This window comes from Pseudahrensia aquimaris, assembly GCF_042676045.1.
GTDB lineage: Bacteria > Pseudomonadota > Alphaproteobacteria > Rhizobiales > Rhizobiaceae > Pseudahrensia > Pseudahrensia aquimaris.
Genome location: NZ_JBHTJV010000002.1, coordinates 620,745 through 643,728, shown reverse-complemented (window position 1 = coordinate 643,728; position 22,984 = coordinate 620,745). Strand labels below are relative to the sequence as shown.

Genomic DNA, 22,984 nt, shown 5'->3' with positions numbered 1-22,984 from the left:
TTACTCCGCTGCCTGCAACATGCCGCCATCATCGACATTCTTGAACGCAGCGCGCAAGCGGCGGCGTTCGTGTTCGGTCTTCTCCACATTACCCTCTTTTACGTGACCGAAACCTCGAATGAGTTGCGGATAATCTGCCAATGCAACGGCTGCAGCGAGGCTCTTCTTATCCAGACCATCTAGAATTTCGTCCAAAACAGTCTCGTAGTCAGCCAGCAGACGGCGCTCCATTTTCCGCTCTTCAGTATAGCCGAACACATCCAGCACGGATCCGCGCAAAACCCGCATGCGCGACAGCAGTCGATAGGCTTTCATCATCCAAGGGCCATAGGGCTTTTTGATCAATTCGCCCTTATCGTTGCGCTTGGAAAACAGCGGCGGTGCGAGATGGAATTCCAGCGAATCCCAGCTTTCAAACTGGCTCTTGAGTTGCTCTTCAAAGCCGCCATCAGCGTAGAGCCGAGCAACTTCATATTCATCCTTGATTGCCATCAGCTTGTAGAGATTGCGCGCAACGGTCTCGGCCAAACGTCCTTTACCGCCAACAGCTTCTTCAGCCGCGCGAACAGCCGCCACACGATCCTCAAACCGCTTGGCATAGGATGCGTTCTGATAAGCCCTGAGTTGAACCACACGGCGTTCGACCATCTCCTCCAGGCTTTGAGATATTTCGCGATGCGGCAAGACAGGCGATGTCTTCGGATCAGCGGTCGGCACCAAATCAAGATCGTGCGCCGCAACGCGGCCCCATTCGAACGCTGTCTGGTTCATCGGAATTTGCACACCGTTCAACTCGATAGCCTTCAAAATGGCATCGCGCGAAATCGGCACTGTGCCCTGCTGCCAAGCGTAGCCAAGCATGAACATGTTGGACGCAATGGCATCCCCCATCAGCGCGGTTGCGATTTTCTCGGCTTCAACGACCGAGCAATTGCCCTGGCCCGCGGCTTTGTCAAGCGTCTTCAGGATGCGCTGCGTTGGGAATGAGAAATCGACATTGTGGGTGAACTCACCCGACAATTTCTCATGCGCGTTGACCACAACCCGAGTGCGGCCCTGTTCAATCGAACCCAGCACTTTTTGCGTTGATGCTGTGACCATATCGCAGCCCAAAATTAGGTCTGCACCGGAAGCGGCGATACGGATTGATTTTATGTCGTCAGGTGTGGGCGCAATGCGCAGATGGCTCGCGACCTCGCCACCTTTTTGGGCAAGTCCCGCCATGTCGATAATGGCCGATCCCTTACCTTCCAAATGCGCCGCCATGCCCATCACAGCACCGACAGTCACCACACCCGTGCCACCAACACCCGTAACGATTATGCCGTAAGAACCTTCCAGCGCGGGCAGCGTTGGCTCCGGCAATTCCGGCAATGGCGCTTTCAGGCCCGGCGCACTGGCACCAGTCTTCAACTTGCCGCCGTGGACGGTTACGAAACTGGGGCAGAAACCGTTGATGCAAGAGAAGTCCTTGTTGCACGAAGACTGATCAATCTGCCGCTTGCGGCCAAATTCGGTCTCCACCGCACCAACCGCGACGCAGTTAGATTTCACACCGCAATCGCCGCAGCCTTCGCAAACCATTTCGTTGATCACGACACGCTTGTCGGGATCAGGAAACAGACCCCGCTTGCGCCGTCGCCGCTTTTCACTGGCGCAGGTCTGATCATAGATCATGGCGGTTAGGCCCGGCGTTGCCGCCAGTTCTTTCTGCACCGCATTCAACTCCGAGCGATGGTGGATTGTCGTGCCCAGTGGCCACGAAATTGTGCTTGAATATTTCTCCGGCTCGTCAGTCACCACGACCACACGCTTGGCCCCTTCAGCGGCGACCTGGTTGGCGATCTGCCAAGGCGTCAAACCACCTTCATTCGGCTGGCCGCCCGTCATCGCAACCGCGTCATTGAACAGAATTTTGTAGGTAATGTTAGCCTTCGACGCAGCCGCCGCGCGGATGGCGAGATAACCGGAATGATTGTACGTGCCATCACCCAAATTCTGAAAAACGTGGTCGCGCTTTGAGAAGTGATGCTCGCCCACCCAGTTAGCGCCCTCGCCACCCATCTGGGTATAGCCCTCGGTTTCGCGGTCCATCCACTGCACCATATAATGGCACCCAATGCCTGCATAAGCGCGGGAACCTTCCGGCACATGAGTAGACGAATTATGCGGACAGCCAGCGCAGAAATAAGGCACACGCTGCGCCACGCTCTGAGTTTTCTTCAGCGTCTCTTGCGCGTCTTTCAAACGGGTCAGCGCATCTTTTAGCTTTTTGGAACGCGAAACCTTGCTAAGTCGCTCCCCTATGGCAATCGCAATCTGGTTTGAATCAAGCGAACCTTTGACGGGGAACAACCATTCGCCATTCTCGTCTTTCTTGCCCACAACAGTCGGGCGGAAGCGCGTGTCATAAAGCTCTTCACGCACTTGAACTTCAATTAGCGCACGCTTTTCTTCGACCACGATGATGGTATCCAGATCCTTGGCGAAAGACCGAAGCTCAGCCCGCGACAGCGGCCAAACACAACCGCATTTATAGAGCCTCAGACCCAGATTGTTGGCGGACACTTCATCCAAGCCCAAATCGTCCAGCGCTTGGCGCACATCGAGATAAGACTTGCCCGCAGTGATGACACCAACGCGCGGCTTCTTACCGCCAGAAAGCACGGTCTTGTTGATCTTGTTCGCCGCTACATAATCAAGAATTGCATCGCGCTTTTCTTCGTGAAGGCGCGCTTCTTGGGCCAAGATCGGGTCGTTCGGGCGGATGTTCAAACCGCCCTTGGAACGCTTGTCAGGCTCCGGCTCAACAAGTTTAACACGGTCAACCCGACCATCGACCACAGCAGTCGATTCAATCGTGTCCTTGACGCATTTGATACCAACCCAGACGCCAGCATAACGCGACAGGCCGTAGCCGAAGACGCCATAGTCGAGGATCTCCTGCACACCCGCAGGCGACAGAATGGGAATCATGATATCAAGCAAGTGAAATTCGCTCTGGTGCGCTGTGGTGGAACTTTCCGCTGTATGGTCGTCGCCCATCAGCGCCAGCACGCCACCGTTTTTCGATGTCCCAGCAAGGTTGGCGTGACGCAGCACGTCGCCTGAGCGGTCAACGCCCGGCCCTTTGCCATACCACACCCCAAAGACACCATCGTGCTTGCCCTCGCCGCGCATCTCCGCCTGTTGCGTTCCCCAAAGCGCGGTGGCGGCAAGGTCTTCATTGAGGCCTGGTTCGAAGACGATATCGTTCGCCTTCAAAGTTGCCTCTTCCTTCCACATAGCCATATCCAGCCCACCAATGGGCGAACCGCGATAGCCGGACACGTAACCGCCGGTGTTCAAACCAGCTTGGCGGTCGCGCTCCTTTTGCATCAGCGTAAGGCGCACAACAGCTTGCGTGCCGGTAAGGAAAACACTGTCTTTGGAAAGATCGTAACGGTCTGCAAGCCGCACATCGGCAAGCGCCTTCTGCACGTTGGTTCCAGTTGATTTGGTCGAGTCAGATTTGGCCATGTCAACGCGCTCCCTTTCGCTACACTTACCACCAATGTCGGGTGCGAAGGGGCATGCCGTCAAGATAAACACGGCGATTTCATCGCTCTTTGCAACGATACGAAATCACTTAGCTTTCTGACGCAAGAAATGGAGGCTCTGCGCGCAAAAACTGCACACTTTAGTTGGCGAACAACAGCACCGGCAGGCCCGTTGCAAGCCAAGGGAACACCAAGACCAACCCCAGCGCTACAAGTTGGATCGCAACAAACGGAATCACTCCGCGGTAGAGCGCGATGGTCGTAAGTGCCGCTGGGGCAACGCTGCGAAGATAAAAGAGTGCAACCCCGAAGGGCGGGGTCAAAAACGATGTCTGCAATACGAGCGCAATAGAAACACCCAGCCAAAGCGGATCGACTGTGGAGCCATCGGCAAACGGAGTCGCCAATAGGACGGGAACGACGATGGGAACAACAAGATAGGTGATCTCAATAAATTCGAGAAAGAAACCCAAAAGGAAAATGATCGCCAAAACGATCAACACGCCGCCCAACGCGCCACCAGGCATGTCAACAAACAGCGATTGCACACTTTCATCACCGCCAAGCCCACGAAACACGAGCGCAAAAAGCGATGCGCCGATGATGATCAGGAAAATCATCGACACCAGATGCACGCTCTCCTCCAACGCAGACTTCAGTACCCCGTTACGCCACAGCCGAGACAAACTGACAGCAAGACCGCCGACAAGCACCAGCGCCAACACTGCGTTCACAGCCACTAGAGCAGCGCCACCACCCAGCAAACCACGCAATAGCAGCATAATCAGCAGGCAGTACAACGCCACCGACGGCAGATGCGCCATCGCGTCCATCTGCTGCGCAAAGTTGCGTCGGGCGGCGAGCAGCAGCGCACCGGCAACACCTACACTTGCAGCTTCAGTGGGCGTCGCAACACCGCCTAAAATAGACCCGAGCACCAAAGCGATAAGCGCAAGCGGCCCAAACACTGCTGATGCAAAACCAATTTGAGGCCCCTCCTCTTGCTCCTCCAATGGCCGTTCTGCGCCTTTGAACCACTGGTAAACAGCAATCAGGGCTGCCAACAGAACACCCGGCAGGAGTGCTGCAGCAAACAAATCGGAGACAGACACTGTTTGCGGCGCAAAATTGCCTTGCTCCAATTGCACTTGCTGCCAAGCGTTCGACATCTGATCTGACAAGACAATGAGCACAATTGCGGGCGGAATTATCTGCCCCAAGCTGCCCGCCGCAGCGACCGAAGCCCCCGCGTAACCGGGCTCAACACCGCGCTTCAAAAGCGTCGGCAGCGCCAGCAAGCCGAGCGTTAGAACGCTTGCCCCCACAATACCCGTCGATGCCGCCAATAGCGCACCGACGAACGTGACCGAAAGTGAAAGCCCACCGCGCCGCGTCGCCAGCTTCTGGTTGAGCGCGGCAAACATGTCATCGGCCAAGCCGGCGCGCTCAACGATCAGTCCCATAAACACAAAAAGTGGAATCGCCAGCAGAACGGGGTTGGTCATGATGCCGTAAATCCGCGAAGGCACCGCACCCAGCAACGCACCATCAAAGGCACCAAACAGATAGGCAACGCTCGCGAAAGCCAAGGCGACGCCACCCAGCGTGATGCCAACGCTATACCCCAGCCAAAGGGCTGCAAAAGCAAAAATCACCAAGAGCAAGTCGAGCGGCACAGATCAGCCTTTGGTGCTGCGGCGGGTTGCTGACCAACCGCCCAAGAGCAACAGCAATGCAAAGATCACAAGCAGGGACTTCAGCAAAAATACTCCCGGCAAACCACTCACCGCGGCGCTGCCTTCCAGAGTTCGCCAACTCGCGCTTACATAGGGCAACGACAGCGCCAAGATGCCCACCGTGAGCGGCACAAGAAACAGCACAGTGCCAATTTGCGCAGCCCGCTCTTTCCCACTAGGTCCAAAGCGATCGCTCAACACATCAATCGCCACGTGGCGACCTTTCGCTAACGTCCAACCGGCGGCCAGCATGAAGACCGCACCGTGGGCAAATACCGCACCTTCTTCCAACCAAGACAGGCTCGCTCCGAAACTGTGACGTGCCAGTACGGCAGTGAATTGAAATCCAACAACCAGCATCAGTGCAACCATCGCAATGCGGGACGCAATTCGGTTCAAATTCTCGATCAACAGATGTGCTCCAGCTCTGCACTGCCGTAAAAAGACAATGCACCGGATTTCGCGTCAGACGAAACCCGGTGCAATTCTTTTGTTAGCCGCAACGCCTTACCGATCAGAAGTTCAAAGAGATATCCCTGTGATCTGAAATGCAGCTTGCCATATAGAGCGCTTGATCGCGCGTCAGGCGACGCTGGGCACGGATACCAAACGTATCACGGGCAAACTCTTCATAAGCAGCAAGACCGGGACCAAGTTTTTCTGCAGCCGATGCACGCCAAGCCTTTTGTTCGGCATAAGTTGCAAGAGCGGCATCCATTGAACCCATCACACGATCCATCCTTGGATTGCTGCGTCGCAATTCGCGACGAGCTTTGGACAACTCGCTGCGAATGTCAGAAGCTCCCTCCACGTCACCGAACTTCTTCGCAAGTTCATTCAATGCTTCCTGCGTTTCATCGGGACTGCCCGTCTCAACAGCCGAACGCATTGCCTGCAACTCAGACTCCAGCGGAACAAACGCTTCATTGGCCGCAAGCACAGCCTGTAGCTCTTGAATCTTCGCATAGGAACCATCCGCAGCACGGCGGAACTCTGTTCGGGCTTTGGCTTCTTTCTTGGTCAACTCTTGAAACGTTGACTGGCGCTCAGGCCATTCGGCAGGAATTTGCGCCAGAAGCTCTGCGCGCTCAGCTTTCAGGTTCTCCACACGCTTCTCAAGCCGCGCCTTGCGTGCCTCATTTTCGCGCTCGCGGCTGATCGCGGTTTCCAACTCTTCCACCACCTCATCAATGTGGCGCATGTCTGATTCCAGACGGCGCACAACGCTGTGGAAAGGACGGTATTCAACTGCAGCCGCCTGCACATCGGCCTCGAACTGCTTCGCCTGCGCCAATAATTCGATCGACTTTTCAGCATCGGCAAAACTCTGCGGCGCATCACGCGAAAGATCGCGCGGCAGAACGGAGAAGTCGAGGCCTTTGGCAGTCGAAAGAGCAGCGTCTATTGCAGCGCGATTCTCGCTGAATTGCTGAACCGTATATTCCTCAATGCAGTATTGCAGACGCGGATTGCGCGGCGGTGGCGCGGTATCCGAAAGCAACGCCACTCGGTTTGGCAGATAGTTCACCAGCGGAGGATACAGACCCACAATCACCAGCGCCGTGATCTGCAAACCGATAAACGCAATCACGCCCTTGTACATATCGATCGTCTTCACAATCGCAGGCGCGACCCCTCGTAAATAAAACAGAGCAAAGCCGAACGGCGGCGTTAGGAACGACGTCTGAATGTTCAAACCGATCATCACGCCAAGCCAAACAGCGGTGATGTTTGCTTCCGGATCAGCCAACAATATGGGTGCCACAATCGGTACGACCACGACTGCGATTTCAATGAAATCGAGGAAGAAGCCGAGGACGAAAATCACCAGCATCACGATGATGAATTTCGTCCAGAAACCACCAGGCAAACCTTCGAGGAAGCCTTTGACCAATTCCTCGCCACCAAATGCGCGGAAGGCTGCAGTCAGCATGGCTGCACCGAGCAGGATGATGAACACCAGCGACGTGGTTTTTGCCGTCTCAATCATCACGCCTTGCAGCGTCTCATCAATTTTGAATGTACGCCAAGCAGACCAGCCCAACGCGAACACAAGCAGTGCGACACCTGCAAGCGCGATCATAACACCCGTAGAGCCAGTAGCAGCAGTGTCGCGAATGTTGGTGTTGAATGTGGAGGTAGCAAACACAATGATCGCCATCCCAATCAACGCTAGGATTGCGGGGGTGAACGAATTTTTCTGCCCCTCTGTCAGGCGGTAGCTGGCCATGAGAAGCGCACCAGCCGCGCCAATCGCGCCCGCTTGGTTCACCGTCGCAATGCCCGCAATGATGGAGCCGAGAACGAGGAAAATCAGCGTTAGTGGGGGCACCAGCGCAAGGCCGAGCTTGAAGAAGAATTCGCGGTCAAACCAACCTTCGCTGCGCACAGGCGGCGCGACATGGGGACGGATCAGCGCGTAAATGAGGATATACGCCATGTAGAGGCCAACCAGCACGAGGCCGGGCACCAACGCTCCAAGGAACATCTCACCAGCAGAAGTGGACGTTACGTCGAAGGGCGAAGGCATGGAAAGCTCGCCGGTCGATTCTTTATAAAGCGCCTTACGCGCAGTAGACGCTTGGTCGGTCGCGCTCGCCAGTTGGTCGGCCAGAATAATAAGGACGATGGAGGGCGGAATGATTTGTCCAAGCGTGCCCGAGGCAGCAATAGTCCCCGTCGCAAGCGACTTCGAATAATTGTTGCGCAGCATGGCAGGCAGGGAAATAAGGCCCATTGCAACAACCGTTGCACCGACGATGCCTGTGGTGGCCGCAAGCAGCGCACCCACGAATACCACCGAAATGCCGAGGCCACCGGGCACGGGGCCGAACAATTGAGCCATCGTCACCAGCAGGTCTTCAGCAATCTTGGAACGCTGAAGCATGATTCCCATGAAGATAAACAGCGGAATGGCAATAAGCGTGTCTCGCTCAACCTCCCAATACACCCCTCGCAGGTTAGTTACCCCGGCCGAAAGCCATTGGCTTGGCCCCCCTTGGGCAAAATAGGCGTCAGGGCTGCCTGCAAACAAGTAGCCGGAACCAGCAGCAAGCAAGATGGTTATGATCGCCGAACCGGGGAGCGCGAAGGCCACCGGAAAGCCGGAACCGAGTGCCCAAGCCATGAGGGCAACCAAAAGTGCGAGAAACAGAATTTCCATGATATTTTACTCTCAAGCCAGCGACGTTAGTGAGCCGCTGTGCTTTGGCTCCCCAAACGTGTTCCTGGCTCTTCACGCCAGTCGGCAATCGATTCCAGCAGATAAGATATGAACTGGATCATCATCGTGATGGCAAAGAAAGCGAGAAAGCCCGCCATCATATACTTCACATACATCCCGAAGCCCGACTGCGAGACTTCGAAATTAGCCACCGGCGAATAGACAATCGCGGATTTGTTACCCAAACCCATAAGCAGGATTGTCCAGCAAAAGCCGATGCCCAAAACCAATGAACCAACGGCGTTCACAATGCCCTTGGTGCGGTTCTTGAAAGTTGAATAGAACACGTCAACCCGTACATGCCCCTCTTCTAGCAACGTGTAGGCTGATGCGAACAGGAACAGCGCTGCATACCAAAAGCGCACCAAATCTCCCATGAAGCTTTGCTCATAAGAAAAGACGAAGCGGGTCAGAACAATCGCCAACTCCGCGCCGACAATCAGCAAAGCCAGCCAGTGAAAACCCAACGTCCGGCTGAAACAGGCGACCAAAATACCAAGAGCCATCAACGGCATATGGACGTAAACACCGCGCACCTGCGCACGGCCAAAATCTTTGGCCAACTCGCTGCCCACGACCGCGTCCAACATGCCTTCAACGCGCAGAAACGAGATAACCATGTCGCCAATGCCGACGAACAGCACGACGAAAAAGGCAGCGCGAACGAGAAAAGTGTTGATGCCGGATATGGTCGCCGCATCTTGGCGCAGTGTCGTATTGGGACGGCGTTTAACGAACAGGATTGCCACTGCAATTGCCGCCACCACGAAAACCGCCTGCGCCAGCGAAGCGCCGACATTCTGTCCCGTTAGAAACGCAGCCGCACCCGGCCAGTCGAACGACAATTTCAAGATATTGTTGATGAACCAAGCGAACAAAAACGCCAGCAGTGACCAACCAAACATACGCGCCAGAGCGGATTTTCCATCATTGGCTGCGCCTGCATTCTCCAGGTCGGAGTTGGATTCCAAACTTGTCGAACTCATAGCACCTAGGGCTCCCCATCGTTGGCGGATCCAGCATTCGTAACGTCCGGAAACCGCCTGCAATCATCCATGTTCATGCATATGAAAATGGAAAAGTGCAGATTTTGGGGGGAAGGAGTGGGGGAGAAGCCAAAGCCCCTCCCCCGGTATCCGTCGAAACATTAGCGCTTAGTCTTCCAGACCAAGCACGCGGTTACGTTTTTGCATGTAGGCAAGATCAGACTTCGCCATCCACGTGCCGATTTCCTGACGGGCGGCAACGGTCGCGTCCATGATCTTTGCAGCCAGCGGCGAGTGATCGCGGGCTTCTTCCAGCACTTCTGCGGACGCTTCACCGAAGGCATCATAGATGTCATCGTTGAATTCGCGCAGCTGAACACCGTTTTCGGTGATGAGCTTGGTGAGATATTCGCCGTTGTTGGCATTAGTCTCGGCCATTGTGCGGGAGTTTTCTTCGTTACAAGCGGCCTCAATGATCGCCTGTTCTGTGCTCGACAACGTATCCCACCATGCCTTGTTCATGCCCATGGCGAGCTGTGCGCCCGGCTCGTGCATGCCCGGGAAGTAGTAATACTTCGCAGCTTCGTAGAACTTCATGAAATAGTCGTTGTACGGACCAACCCACTCAGTCGCGTCGATAGCGCCGGAGACAAGGTTTTCATAAATCTGACCGCCTGGGAGAGAAACAGGCGAAGCGCCGAGTTTCGCCATGACGTCGCCGCCCTGGCCCGGAATACGCATTTTCAGACCTTTCAGATCGTCAGCGGAGTTGATTTCTTTGTTGAACCAACCGCCCATCTGCACGCCGGTGTTACCAGCAGCAAATGCTTTCAGACCGAATTCTGCGGAAAGCTCATCCCAGAGGGCTTGGCCACCACCATACTTAATCCATGCGTCCATTTCCGTGTATGTCAGTCCGAATGGAATTGCGGTGAAAGGTGCGAAACCGGCGTGCTTGCCGCGCCAGTAATATTCAGCACCCAAATACGCCTGAGCGTTGCCGGAAGCGACTTCGTCGAACGAGTCAAACGCACCAACACGCTCGCCAGCGGCGAAATATTTGGTGGTGATTTTGCCGTCGGTCAACTCGGTGATACGAGCAGCCAGACGCTGCGCTGGCAGGCCAAGGCCCGGAAAGTCACGTGGCCATGTGGAAACGATAACCATTTCCTTCATGCCCTGCGACAGTGCAGGTGTCGCGAGCGCGGCTGCGCCTGTTGCTGCGCCGGCAAGACCAGCTTTTTTGATGAATGAACGTCTATCCATGGAAAACCTCCCGTTTTGGATATACCGCCGTTCTGTTCAGTGGAACGTACGGCTTACAATAACTCTCTATACCCCCACGGGCAGGCCGACAGACGGTCCTCCCCCGAGTGTGGGCGCATACTGACCATTTGACGCAGAATCGCAAGTGGTAAAGAAAGTTTACCTGTTAAATGCCTGTCATCCTTTCGGCGTATATCCGTCAGTTCCTTTGGCCGCAGCAGCATTTTGACGAAACAATTGCCAATTTGCGTTGCCAATGGCATTTCTCACGTTGAGATTTCGCCATTTCACACCTTGAAAGCGCAAAACATGACCACACCCCTTGTTGCCGTCACAGCAGATAACAAATTTGTGGAACCTTACAATTGGCACGCTACGCCCTCGCCGTATATCGACGCAGCCATCGCAGCAGCCAAAGCGCTGCCCGTGATTGTCCCAAGCGTTGGCGACAAACTGGATATCGACACCCTGCTGGACCGTGTCGATGGCGTGCTGGTTACAGGCTCACGTTCCAATGTTCATCCCTCGCACTATGGCGAGGAACCAACCGAAGATCATGAACCCTTCGACCCGGACCGTGACGCAACCACACTGCCACTCATTCGCCGCGCGATTGAGCGTGGCGTGCCGCTGTTAGCGATCTGTCGTGGCATTCAGGAATTGAACGTGGCGCTCGGCGGCTCCATCACCGCCGCTTTTCAGAAAAATCGCGCCATCGAAGGGCACGGCTATCCATGGGAAGGCACGCTGGACGAGCGCTTCTCGCTTGCCCACGAGGTACGCGTCGAAGCTGGTTCATGCCTAGCTGACATTCTGCAAAGCGATGTCGCAAAAGTGAACTCGCTTCACACCCAGGCGCTCGAACGTGTTGGTGAAAACATCATCATCGAAGCCCGCGCCGAAGATGGCACAATTGAAGCGGTGAGCGTCAGCGGAGCACGCGGTTTCGTGGTTGGCGTGCAGTGGCATCCCGAATACTGGGCGCAGACCGACACCGCTTCCAACAAAATCCTCCACGCTTTCGGCGAGGCGGCTCGCGCTCACCTTACAGCGAAGTCCAGCGCCGCGATTGCTGCCGAATGAGCGGCGACCACGATCATGATCACGACCATTCCCATCTGGACCCGATGGATGCCCGTGTCCGTGCACTCGAAAGCCTGCTGGCCGAAAAAGGTTACATAGAGCCCACCGCGCTGGACGAGATCGTACAGATTTATGAAACCCGCATCGGTCCGCGCAACGGCGCTCATGTGGTTGCTAAAGCGTGGACTGAGCCAGATTTTGCCCAAGCGCTAAAAGACGATGCAACCGCAGCCATCCATGCGCTCGGTTATACATCGCGGCAAGGCGAACACATGGAAGCGGTGTTCAATAGCGACAGCACGCACCACATGGTCGTTTGCACACTCTGCTCATGCTATCCGTGGTCTGTGCTGGGTTTGCCGCCCACATGGTACAAATCCCCGCCCTACCGAGCCAAAGCCGTGATTGACCCGCGAGGCGTGCTCGCTGATTTCGGCACTGTGATCGGCGAGGACGTAGCCATCGAAGTCCATGATTCGACGGCGGAGACACGCTATCTGGTAATTCCTCAGCGCCCTGCCGGAACAGAAGGGTGGAGCGCCGAACAACTTGCCGCCATCGTTACCCGCAATTCGATGATTGGCACTGAAACTCTGGCGGTTCAATCGTGAATGGCGGACAAGACCTCGGCGGCATGCAGGGCTTCGGACCCGTGGTGGAAGAGATCAACGAGCCGCAATATCACGCCGATTGGGAAGCCCGTGCTATGGCAATTGTCGTCGCGTTGGGCGCGTGTGGCCAATGGAACATCGACCAATCCCGACACGCCCGCGAAACGCTGCCACCAGCGGATTACCTCTCATTTCCCTACTACCGCATCTGGTTTGAAGGGGTGCAAAAGCTGATGTTGGAGCGCGGGATGATCCATGCCGAAGAACTCGACGGCAAATTGCGCCACCAGCCGATTGCGGTGAAAGGCAGGCTGGAAAAAGAAGATGTATGGACCGCCCTTCACGCCCTTGGCGGCGCAGCAGAGCGCCCCGCAGACAGCAAGCCAGCCTTTGCGCAGGGCGATGCCGTGACGACAATTAACATCAACCCGACAACCCACACCCGCCTGCCCCGCTACGCTCGCGGCAAAACCGGAACCATCACGAAAGTTTTGGGCCACCACGTCTTCCCCGACAGCGCAGGCAACGGTTTGGGAGACGACCCGAAATGGCTCTATCAGGTGCGCTTCAGCGCGCAAGAATTGTGGGGAGAGCAAGCCAACCCGCGCGACTGCGTTACGCTCGATCTGTGGGAGCCTCACTTTGTCCGCGCCTGATCTTAACACGCTGGAAGGCATGGTTCTCGACCGCAATGAGCCTGTCTTCAACGAACCGTGGGAAGCGCAGGCCTTCGCAATGACCATCGCGCTTTATGAACAAGAGGTATTCACCTGGGAAGAATGGGCGGCAGCGTTATCGGCGCAAATTCATGGCGGTGAGACGCGCGACTATTACCAACACTGGCTGGCAGCCCTCGAAGCGATAACCCAAGCAAAAGGCATCACCAGCGCCAGCGCGATAGACCAACGGGAACAAGACTGGCACGCAGCCGCCGCCCGAACGCCCCACGGCGAACCTATAGAATTGTAGTTTAATTTAATGGCAATGGTATGGCTTAGAACCGCCATGGCAGCACTGGGGAAGTGTGGCTTTGCGGCATCCACCACTATGGGCCTCAGCAACAGAATTATAACCAAAGCTCAAGACAGACACGGCTAATAGAATCGTTAAAACTTGCTTCATACTCATTTCCTCATCCAACAAAAATTTCTTCAGCAATAGCGATCAGACGTTTATCGCTGCCGCGCGGCCCAATTAGGCTCACACCCAACGGCGCACCGTAAACCTCAGCCAGAGGTAGCGTGATTTGCGGCAAGCCGGAAAGCCCCGACAAACACAACAATTGCAGCGCCTGCTCGCGGAAAGCTTGCAGAGTGTCATGATCTTCAGTTTTGAGCGGCGCACAGCTTGGCACAGTCGGGAAGACCAGCAACCCGTCATCTCCGATCATATCTTCCAGCGATGTTCGCATCGATAGCCGCATGGCGACCGAACGTTTGTGCTCGTCATCACTTACTTCGCGACCGAACTCGAAACGATCTTTCACACCTGGTCCAAGATCAGGCTGATGCTCTTCAATCCACGGCCCCAATGCACGCCAAGCCTCATACGCCTGCCCGATCCGAAAGGCCCAATAGCCATCTACCGTTCCAAATGGCAGCGAAACGAATTCCCGCTCATCGTCAAAATGCTTCTCAACCCGCTCCGCACCCTTCGCATAGGCCATATAGTCAGCATCCGACAAAAGCAGGCCATCCAGTTCAGGACACGCAATCAAGCGTCTCAAAGGCGTAGGGCTAGCATCATCGCCAAGAACAACATCACCAACCTTGCGATAGGTTTCCGCATCCTTGGCGAACCATCCAAATACATCGTAACTGCCCGCAAGCGGCATTGTGTGATCCAGCGCCAAGCGACCGTGCGTGGGCCGAAGCCCGATCAACCCGCAATAAGATGCCGGTGCTCGCACCGAGCCGCCAGTGTCTGAGCCGGTTGCAACATCAACAACGCCGTTTGAGACCAGCGAGGCAGAACCGGAAGACGACCCACCAGACACCCGCTCCGGCGCAGCACCGTTCACAGGCGCGCCATAATGGTGGTTGATGCCCGTTAGCGAGAAACACAATTCCTCGCACTGCGCCTTGCCCTTTACCTCAATTCCAGCATCCAGCATTTGCTGGATTACGCTTTGAGTTTCAGTGGCGACCTCTGCAGTTGCCAATCGCGTAGGCTGGCCCCAACCGCTTTTATATCCCGCAACATCAAACAGGTCTTTCACCGCAAGCGTCAGCCCTGCAAGCAGCCCTTGGGCGGCTCGTGGGACGTCGACTTGGGGATAATCGCACCACGCGTTCAGCTTATCGCTTCCATCATCGCGCATATGTGAACCCCTCAAGAATATTCTTCCTCAAAGCGAGATTACCCCCGCTTCACCCTCTTCCGAGCCAAAAGCCAGACGCATTCCTGCCGCATCCCATGCAAGGGACGAGATCGCGCCGTTGCCGGGGCGCCGCAGCATGTTTTCGGCAGCGTCTTCAATGCGAACGGCCATCACCATGCCATCGGCATAGCCGATCGCCAAAACGTCTTCCATGGGGTGGCAGGCGACCTGCACCACCATCGTATCGCCTCGCGTTCCCAGTTCTTTGGGCGCTTTGCCCATCGGGCCATCCTTGCCGGAAAACGGCCAGCAGATCGCAGCCTGCGCACCGGAAGACGCGAGCCACTTTCCCTTCGGCGACCATGAAAGCGACTTCGGCTTGGCGGGATATCCCGTCATCCGCATGTGTTTGCCATCGCCGGATTTCTTATCATCCAGCCGCCAGCCATGCAGCGCGTTTTCAACCATTGAAGTGACGATATATTTTCCATCGGGCGAAAACGTAACGCCGGTATGCGCACCGTCCCAATGCAGATCGACAGTCGCGGCACTGCCCACCGCCCAGTGCATGGAGACGCCGTTATAGCGAGCGCAAGCCAACCGCATGCCCTTGGGCGCAAACGCCAGACCTTCCACTGCCCGCTCATGCGGAAATTCCTTCAACGTGCCGTCAGCCTGCGCCAACCAAGCCGTCCGACCACTGGCAAATGCCACTGCATCCTGCGGCCCGGCTTCCACCACATCAATCCATTTAGAACCCATATTAACGACTTGTGCGACACTGCCATCAGCACCGACGCGCATCACTTTGCCGTCTTCACCGCCTGTGATGAGAGACTTGCCGTCGAGCGCGAGAGCAGCGCTCAACAAGCCATCATGTGCAGCCACGGTGCGATCTTTGCCTGTTGGCAAAACCACATCGCCTTCAACCAAAGCAAAGCACGGTTCGTCTTCTACAAAACCCGCCCATTCGACATGACAATCGAAGTCATAAGGAGCCACTGTCGCCACGATCTAAACCTATGCCGCAACGCAGGCATTGAACGTGCGTTCGATCTTCTCTTCATCAAGATTACGCCCAATGAAGACCATCCGCGTCTCGCGCTTTTCATCGTCTCGCCATGGTCGTTGATGATCGCCTTCAACGATCATGTGCACCCCTTGAATCACAAAGCGCTCCTCGTCTTCCTTAAAAGCAACAATACCCTTCAGCCGCAAAATATCCGGCCCATCGATCTGCGTCAGCTTGTTGATCCACGGGAAGAACTTTGTGTGGTCCATCTCACCAGCCCGCAACGAAATCGACTTCACCGTGGTGTCGTGGGTGTTGGCATCCAGTTTGCTGTGATCATGGGCATGATCGTGACCATGATGCGAATGGTCGTGTCCGTGATGATCGCAGGCCGGACTGCATTCGTGCTCCGGGTGGTCGTGATCGTCTGCGTGCAGGAAGTGCGGATCATTTTCCAAGATCCGCTCCAGATCAAACGCACCACGATCCAAAACCTTGTCCAGCGAAACGCCGGCGCGTTCAGAACGATGGATCACGGCGTGGGGGTTGATCGTGCGAACAGTCGCCTCGATTTTGACCAGCTCGGCTTCGTCCACCAGGTCCGTCTTATTGATCAAAACCACATCAGCAAATGCAACCTGATCTTCCGCTTCCGGCGCGTCTTTCAGACGTTGAGCGAAGTGCTTGGCATCGACCATTGCTACCACGGCATCCAGCTTGGCCTTGGCCCGCACGTCTTCATCCATGAAGAAAGTCTGTGCCACCGGCGCAGGGTCAGCCAGTCCCGTTGTCTCAACGAGGATGGCGTCAAAGCGCCCCTTGCGCTTCATCAAACCTTGAACAACGCGCACGAGATCACCGCGAACGGTGCAGCACACGCAGCCATTGTTCATTTCATAGATTTCTTCGTCAGACTCCACGATCAGGTCGTTATCAATCCCGATCTCGCCAAACTCGTTGACGATGACTGCAAACTTCTTGCCGTGATCTTCCGACAAAATGCGGTTCAGCAGCGTCGTCTTGCCAGAGCCGAGATAGCCGGTCAGCACGGTCACGGGGATTTGGTCGGTCATGGCGCATTTGCCTGCTTGGGTGAAATGTCTCCACCCTAACTAGGCTGCTGCGCCAGACTCTTCAATCACCCAATCTATTCCGCAGCGTCTGGCACCTTGGTGTCAGCATCATCCAAAGGCTTGGGGCGTTTGAACGGATAGAGAAACTGCTTCCAATAGCCCCGCGGAACCTCATCGCCCACCACCCCATAGGCCAACGGCCACGATTTATCTTTGGGCATGTGATGCGTGCCGAACAGAAAATCGAAGATCGGAAAATGCACCGCATAATTTATATCAATCGCCGCCCGTTCGTTGCCATGATGCCAATGGTGAAACCGTGGGGTTACAAAAAAGCGCTCGACGAAACCGAGGTTCCAACCAATGTTGGCGTGAACGAATGACGAGTAGAAATACACGACCAGCAGATAGGCCTGCACTGCAACCGGATCAAAACCCAGCGTCAGCATTGGCACGGCCGTCAAGCCACGCAACAGCGCGATTTCCAGAATGTGCATCCGAGCACCAGCAAGCCAATCCATCGACTTGGCTGAATGATGAACCGCATGAAAGCGCCACAAAAACGGGAATGTGTGGAATGCTCGGTGCAGCCAATACTGCACGAAATCCGTAAACAGCATGATGAGAACAATTTGCAGCACCAACGGCTGCCCCCCGATGTAATCGCGCACCGTTGTCAGATCGAAAGACGAGGAAATGAAATTAGCTGGCGCGGTCGACAGAAACGTCAGCACCTGCACGAGCAGCGAGGAAACCATGTAATAGAACATGTCCTCCTGCCATTCCCGGCGGAAAACGGGTTGCTGGCGATAACGCGGCGAAAGCCGTTCCAGCGGGATGAACAAGAAACCAATAATCAAAACATTCAATATGAAGAAATCGAGGCCGAAATAGATCGAGCCTCCGCCGCCTTCAGACACTTCGCCCGGCATCGTTCCGATCAGTGCCGCTGCCATAACCAGCGCTAGGCCAACGAAACCCAGCGTTTTATCTTTGCTCAAAAGCAATGCGAGAATGGCGCAGACATAGCCCCACATCAAAATAAGGTGCGTTGCCGGCTGCAACAATCCAGATTCGTGAATGAAATTCAGTTCCGGCGTGGTCAACCAACTGGGATAACGCAGTACCAAAACAAGCGCCAAACCAACAGCGCCTGAAAGCACCGCACCGGCACCACTTAACCAGCCTGTTCCAAACTTGCGTTCCCGCGTTGGCCGCTCCAGCGACTGTCTGATTTTTTTGATGATCGCCATGGTAATGGTTTCCGGCCCCTAAAGTTGGCAGGAAAACTACCGAAATTACTTAAACATTCGCTTAAGCAAGATAATCTCAAAGGATTAGTGTCGAGATAGGCGTTATACTGCTTCCAGAAAAGCTTTTGCCGCCTCGCCGTGCTCATAGCGAAGTTTAGCCACATCCATATTCACCGGCATGGCGTCTTCAACTTTCCACTCGCCCGTAATCATCACCCGATCAGCCTCATGTGCTCCGCACAAAACCAGCGCGGCGAGAGGGTCGCCCGCGCCGGAGAAGCGCAATTCATCGAGTGTGTACATGGCGAAGTCAGCCTGTTTACCCACCGCAATTTTACCAATGTCATCACGGTTCAAACACTTTGCCGAGCCTTCCGTCGCCCAACGGAAGGCATCGAAATGGGTGATGCTTGCTGCGTCGTAAGTCAGACGGTTTATCATCAACGCATGGCGCACGCCCTCGATGAGGTTTGAGTTATCATTAGAGGCCGAGCCGTCCACACCCAACCCGACGGGCGAACCGGCTGCTTCCAATTCCTTAGTGCGGCAATGGCCAGAAGCGAGCACCATGTTCGACGTGGGGCAATGGCAGACGCCAACCCCATGCTTGCCCAGCCGCGCAACTTCATCATCGTTGAAATGGATGCCGTGTGCCAGCCAGACCCGATCGTTCATCCAGCCGAGGTCTTCAAGATAGTCCACAGGCCGACAGCCGAAATGCTCAAGGCAATAATCGTTCTCGTCATGCGTCTCGCCCAAATGTGTGTGACAGGTGCAATTGTGCTGTTCAGCGAGCTTCATCGTCTCGACCATCAGGTTTTTCGTCACCGTGAAAGGGGCACAAGGCGCCAGCGCCACCTGCAACATCGAGCCTTCAGACGTGTCGTGATATTTGCCCAGCACCCGCTCGCAATCGGCCAAGATCTCATCATCGTCTTGCACGATGGAATCCGGCGGCAGGCCACCATCTTTCTCAGATAAGCTCATTGAGCCACGGTTGAGCGTCATGCGGATGCCGAGCCGTTCTGCCTCCTCCGCCTGAATGTCCATCGCGTTCTCCAGCCCATCGGGATAGAGATAATGATGGTCGGAAACGGTCGTGCAGCCTGACATCATCAATTCCGTCAGCGCCAACCGCGACGCCATGCGAAAAGCGTCCGGCTTCACGTTGCGCGCCCAAATCGGATAGAGCGCCTTCAACCAAGGGAACAATTCCTTGTTAATCGCCGCCGGATGCGCCCGTGTAAGAGTTTGGAACATGTGATGATGGGTGTTAATCAACCCCGGCAAAATCACATGACGGCTGGCATCAAATACCTTGTCATGCGCGGGAGCCTCGCCTGACGCGACCAGCGCGACGATCTTGCCTCCTTCAACAACAACACCACCTCCAGCGCCCTGCGCCAATATCGCCAACGGGTTCTTTATCCAAAGCCGCATGAATTCTCCATAAGGGTCGCGGTGCAAAGCATAGCAAGCTAGCCACTCCCACAACATTGCTCAACTGCCCATTACGGGCAGCACACGCCTTGCACAAAAGCGGATTTCCGTTCTAAATCGATTGATACGTGGCGGAGGGCGCCACTTTCCATAACGGAACGAACCCTTTGGCCGGCAAGATTACACTATCAACCATCGCAGACGACCTTGGCATTTCCACCGCCACGGTATCGCTGGCCTTGCGCGATTCGCCGCTGGTCGCCACCGCAACGAAAGAACGTGTTCGCACCAGGGCTGTTGAAATTGGCTATGTCTATGACCGCCGCGCCGCCAGTTTGCGCACGCAGCGTTCAGACATTGTCGGCGTTCTGGTGCGAGATATCATCAACCCGTTCTTTGCGGAAATCCTGCGCTCCATCGAAGCTGAGCTTGGCTCGAACCGTCAGACATTCTTGCTGTGCAATCATTCTGACAACATAGATCTGCAGAACGAATTCATCTCCACGCTCATGCAATTCGGCGCTGACGGGGTGATTATGTCGCCTTCGGTGGGAACAACGGCTGAAGACATTGCGCGCGTTGAAGCCAATGGCCTGCCAGTAACGCTGGTTGCTCGCACGGTCGAAGGTGCTGGCGTTCCCGCCTATTTGGGCGATGATCAAGCAGGCTTCAAACTCGTGACCGCACATCTGATTGAACGCGGTCACCGCGACATCGTGATGGTTGGCGGCACCCGCAAAACCTCAACGGGCCGCACACGCCGTGCAGGCTTCGCGCAAGCCTTTAAAGAAGCCGGTATCCCATTGCCGCAGCGCGAAGACTTTGAAACACCCTATGACCGCACGGCAGGTTTCGAGGCTGTGAAAACCATTCTTGCCTCCGGCAAACCACCCACAGCAATCGCCTGTGCCAGCGACACCGTCGCTATCGGCGTAATGCATGGCCTGCGCCAAAATGGGCTGGAACCAGGAAAAGATGTTGCAGTGACCGGTTATGACGACATCGAGGAAGCCTCCATTTCCGCCCCGCCACTCACCACGGTTGCAGACGGACACGATGAGATTGGCCGCCTTGCCGCTCGCACGCTGTTCGCCAAAATCCGCAAAGAAGAAACGATAAATGGCGACGTAATGATTGCTCCAAAATTAATGATACGCAGCTCAGTGCAACGCATCAGTTAGCGTTTTTGTTGATGGTCGGTTAACCATCTCGATAAACAGTTCAAAATATTCACGATTTGATCCATCCACTTAACGGTGCGGAAGCTCCGCTGCGCCATGCTTTGCGCCTTCTTGAAGGAGGCATGTATCATGGCCCATTTTTTCTCGGCCACATTGGCAACAACCGCCCTGGCCGGGATTGCTGTTCTGGCGAACGCACCCGAACATGAACCAATTCGAGCTCCCGAATTCCAAGCAGAAGCCTTGATTGAGGATTCAAAGACTTGGGTTTTCAAAAACAGGCAAAACGATGCTTCGTGCCTCGTCACCAAGACACGCCAAATCTCGCGCGCCACGAGCCTGATCGAATTTGAGCCAAAGTGCGCAAGCGTCTATCCGGAAACCGACAGCGTGAAAGTCTGGCAAGCAGACGGTGATGGCGTTATACGTCTCGCCGACGAAGCGGGAAACACGCTCAAGGAATTCCGGCGCAATGGCACCGACTTCACTTTCTCCAGCGACCGTCTGCGCCTCGCCCCAAGAAGCTAAATTGAGCCACCCAATTCATCTTCGATATGGGCTTGGATAATCTCATCGAAGGATGACTCCGCAACAAAGCCCAGGCTCTGCGCACGAGCTGCATGAAATTTGCGCGGCCAGTTATCCACGATCGACACGATGGTATCGTCGCGAACTTCGTCAATTCGTGCGACTGCCTCCGCACCTGCAACACGCCCCAACGCCTCGATCATTTCGCCCACAGTGATTGCAAGCCCCGGCATGGTGAGATTGCGTCTAGGGCCAATTTCCGTCCCGTCGATTTCAGCAGCCCGAACACAAAAGCCCACGGCAGAACGGGGGCTCGCCATCCAGTGCATCACATCTTTGGACACAGGCAATACGGCCCGTTTGCCAGCCAGCGGTTCGCGAATAATGTTTGAGAAGAATCCCGATGCAGCAAGGTTGGGCTTGCCCGGTCGCACAACAATTGTCGGCAAGCGCAAGCCCACACCATCCAAGTGTCCCTTACGGGTCAAATCGGCCAACAGGAGTTCGCCAATCGCTTTTTGCGTGCCGTAAGATGTGAGCGGGGTAAGATGAAAATCATCTTGAATCGCTTCTGGAAACGGCGCGCCAAACACTGCGATAGACGAAGCGTAGACGACGCGGGGTGTATAGCCCTCTCGCGCCACAACAGCATCAAATAAATTCTGCGTGCCGCCCTGGTTGATCCGGTAGCCCTTATCGAAATCCGCTTCCGCCTCTCCCGAAACAATCGCTGCCAGATGGAAAATTACGTCAGGCTTCGCCGAAACCATTCCATCGACTGTCGCCTTATCAGCCACGTCGCCATGCGAAACCGTGATGGGAAAGCCATCGCTTTCAAAAGCAGGCTCCACCACATCAAAAGCGTGCAGGCCGGTGATCTTCTCACCACGCAGACTCCCAATAGAAATCAAATGCTCGATCAGTTTGCGGCCAACCATACCGGCCGCGCCAAGAACCAGAATTTTCATAGCGCGATCCTCAAAGCGTCCAACCGCCATCGATCGGAATAACAGTACCAGTGGTGAACGCGCTTTCATCGGACGCCAGATACAAAGCCAAAGCAGCGATTTCATTCGCCTCACCCACACGTCCCATCGGCTGGCGAGACACGAACACTTCCATCGCTTTTTCTGCGCTGCCAACTTCCTTGCCAAGCTCCGCAACCCGCTCCTCCCAAGAGGGTGAACGAACCGTACCGGGGCAGATCGCATTGCAACGCACGCCCTGTTTGATGAAGTCCACGGCTACTGATTTTGTCAGCCCGATCACGGCAGCCTTGGTCGCGCCATAGACATAGCGGTTGGGCGCTCCTTTGATTGATGACGCACCCGAAGACATGTTGATGATAGAGGCTTTGCCGCCCGCCGCTGTGCGTTCCAACATGCTCGGCAAAAAGGCACGGATCATGCGGTGCATGCTCTTGACGTTCAGATCGAACGAAAAATCCCATGCCGCGTCGTCGCAATCCAGCACAGAACCATGGTGAACATACCCCGCAATATTCGCCAGAATATCTATACTGCCGACATCTTTTGCCAAAGCTACGACCGCATCGCTGTCACAGACATCCAGCGCCCGAACAACACCGGAAAAGCCGTCCAGCTTATCCACCGATAAGTCTGTAGCAATCACTTCAGCGCCTTCGGCAGCAAACATATCCGCAATCGCTCGCCCGATTCCCTGTCCTGCCGCTGTTACCAAAGCTCGTTTTCCATCCAATCTTCCGGCCATGC

19 protein-coding genes are annotated in these 22,984 nt (G+C 55.4%); 6 read left to right on the top strand and 13 right to left on the bottom strand.

All coding sequences use genetic code 11. From position 1 onward, the window contains the following. From ACFQ14_RS02825 to ACFQ14_RS02800, 6 genes are all read right to left on the bottom strand, one after another. Positions 1-3,519, bottom strand: a complete 3,519-nt coding sequence (locus ACFQ14_RS02825) for an indolepyruvate ferredoxin oxidoreductase family protein (protein ID WP_377211180.1) — start codon at positions 3,517-3,519, stop codon at positions 1-3. Positions 3,520-3,679: 160 nt separating this feature from the next. Then, positions 3,680-5,215 carry a TRAP transporter large permease gene (locus tag ACFQ14_RS02820; RefSeq protein ID WP_377211179.1) on the bottom strand — a complete coding sequence of 512 codons (1,536 nt, stop codon included), beginning with the start codon at positions 5,213-5,215 and terminating at the stop codon, positions 3,680-3,682. Between the two features lie 3 nt (positions 5,216-5,218). Beyond that, positions 5,219-5,686 carry a TRAP transporter small permease subunit gene (locus ACFQ14_RS02815; RefSeq protein ID WP_377211178.1) on the bottom strand — a complete coding sequence of 156 codons (468 nt, stop codon included), beginning with the start codon at positions 5,684-5,686 and terminating at the stop codon, positions 5,219-5,221. A gap of 103 nt (positions 5,687-5,789) precedes the next feature. Beyond that, complete coding sequence (locus tag ACFQ14_RS02810; RefSeq protein ID WP_377211177.1) at positions 5,790-8,438, bottom strand: TRAP transporter large permease; 2,649 nt, start codon at positions 8,436-8,438, stop codon at positions 5,790-5,792. A gap of 26 nt (positions 8,439-8,464) precedes the next feature. Then, positions 8,465-9,484: a TRAP transporter small permease subunit gene (locus ACFQ14_RS02805; protein WP_377211176.1), complete on the bottom strand. Its 1,020-nt coding sequence runs from the start codon at positions 9,482-9,484 to the stop codon at positions 8,465-8,467. A 168-nt stretch (positions 9,485-9,652) separates the two neighbouring features. After that, a complete protein-coding gene (locus ACFQ14_RS02800; RefSeq protein WP_377211175.1) occupies positions 9,653-10,750 on the bottom strand; it encodes a TRAP transporter substrate-binding protein in 1,098 nt (365 codons plus the stop codon). Between the two features lie 309 nt (positions 10,751-11,059). Here ACFQ14_RS02800 and ACFQ14_RS02795 point away from each other — a divergent pair, with 309 nt between their 5' ends. The 4 genes from ACFQ14_RS02795 to ACFQ14_RS02780 are packed head-to-tail and all read left to right on the top strand — an operon-like array spanning position 11,060 to position 13,413. Then, a complete protein-coding gene (locus ACFQ14_RS02795) occupies positions 11,060-11,833 on the top strand; it encodes a gamma-glutamyl-gamma-aminobutyrate hydrolase family protein (protein WP_377211174.1) in 774 nt (257 codons plus the stop codon). Continuing rightward, positions 11,830-12,444, top strand: coding sequence for a nitrile hydratase subunit alpha (gene nthA / locus ACFQ14_RS02790; protein ID WP_377211173.1), 615 nt, complete (start codon positions 11,830-11,832; stop codon positions 12,442-12,444). The genes ACFQ14_RS02795 and nthA overlap by 4 nt, the downstream gene beginning before the upstream one ends. Then, positions 12,441-13,100 carry a nitrile hydratase subunit beta gene (gene nthB, locus ACFQ14_RS02785; RefSeq protein WP_377211172.1) on the top strand — a complete coding sequence of 220 codons (660 nt, stop codon included), beginning with the start codon at positions 12,441-12,443 and terminating at the stop codon, positions 13,098-13,100. Before nthA ends, nthB begins: the two co-directional genes overlap by 4 nt. After that, entirely contained in the window at positions 13,087-13,413 is a 327-nt protein-coding gene (locus ACFQ14_RS02780) for a nitrile hydratase accessory protein (RefSeq protein ID WP_377211171.1), read from the top strand. The genes nthB and ACFQ14_RS02780 overlap by 14 nt, the downstream gene beginning before the upstream one ends. A gap of 163 nt (positions 13,414-13,576) precedes the next feature. Here the strand turns inward: ACFQ14_RS02780 and ACFQ14_RS02775 are convergent, their stop codons facing one another. From ACFQ14_RS02775 to ACFQ14_RS02755, 5 genes are all read right to left on the bottom strand, one after another. Then, positions 13,577-14,764: an amidase gene (locus tag ACFQ14_RS02775; RefSeq protein WP_377211170.1), complete on the bottom strand. Its 1,188-nt coding sequence runs from the start codon at positions 14,762-14,764 to the stop codon at positions 13,577-13,579. 27 nt (positions 14,765-14,791) lie between these two features. Next, positions 14,792-15,775 carry a WD40 repeat domain-containing protein gene (locus tag ACFQ14_RS02770; RefSeq protein WP_377211169.1) on the bottom strand — a complete coding sequence of 328 codons (984 nt, stop codon included), beginning with the start codon at positions 15,773-15,775 and terminating at the stop codon, positions 14,792-14,794. A 9-nt stretch (positions 15,776-15,784) separates the two neighbouring features. Continuing rightward, a complete protein-coding gene (locus tag ACFQ14_RS02765; RefSeq protein WP_377211168.1) occupies positions 15,785-16,849 on the bottom strand; it encodes a CobW family GTP-binding protein in 1,065 nt (354 codons plus the stop codon). A 74-nt stretch (positions 16,850-16,923) separates the two neighbouring features. Further along, positions 16,924-18,102 (bottom strand): sterol desaturase family protein, encoded by a 1,179-nt coding sequence (locus ACFQ14_RS02760; protein ID WP_377211167.1) that lies wholly within the window; start codon positions 18,100-18,102, stop codon positions 16,924-16,926. 102 nt (positions 18,103-18,204) lie between these two features. After that, positions 18,205-19,542, bottom strand: a complete 1,338-nt coding sequence (locus ACFQ14_RS02755; RefSeq protein WP_377211166.1) for an 8-oxoguanine deaminase — start codon at positions 19,540-19,542, stop codon at positions 18,205-18,207. A 167-nt stretch (positions 19,543-19,709) separates the two neighbouring features. Between ACFQ14_RS02755 and ACFQ14_RS02750 the strand changes: the two genes are divergently transcribed. Beyond that, positions 19,710-20,723 (top strand): LacI family DNA-binding transcriptional regulator, encoded by a 1,014-nt coding sequence (locus ACFQ14_RS02750; protein ID WP_377211165.1) that lies wholly within the window; start codon positions 19,710-19,712, stop codon positions 20,721-20,723. A gap of 129 nt (positions 20,724-20,852) precedes the next feature. Continuing rightward, positions 20,853-21,251 carry a hypothetical protein gene (locus ACFQ14_RS02745; protein WP_377211164.1) on the top strand — a complete coding sequence of 133 codons (399 nt, stop codon included), beginning with the start codon at positions 20,853-20,855 and terminating at the stop codon, positions 21,249-21,251. On the opposite strand, the gene denD is transcribed toward ACFQ14_RS02745, so the two are convergent. Further along, positions 21,248-22,219 (bottom strand): D-erythronate dehydrogenase, encoded by a 972-nt coding sequence (gene denD, locus ACFQ14_RS02740; RefSeq protein WP_377211163.1) that lies wholly within the window; start codon positions 22,217-22,219, stop codon positions 21,248-21,250. The genes ACFQ14_RS02745 and denD overlap by 4 nt on opposite strands. Positions 22,220-22,229: 10 nt before the next feature. Beyond that, on the bottom strand, positions 22,230-22,982 hold the full coding sequence (locus tag ACFQ14_RS02735) for an SDR family oxidoreductase (protein WP_377211162.1): 753 nt from the start codon (positions 22,980-22,982) through the stop codon (positions 22,230-22,232). Between the last annotated feature and the right edge of the window lie 2 nt (positions 22,983-22,984).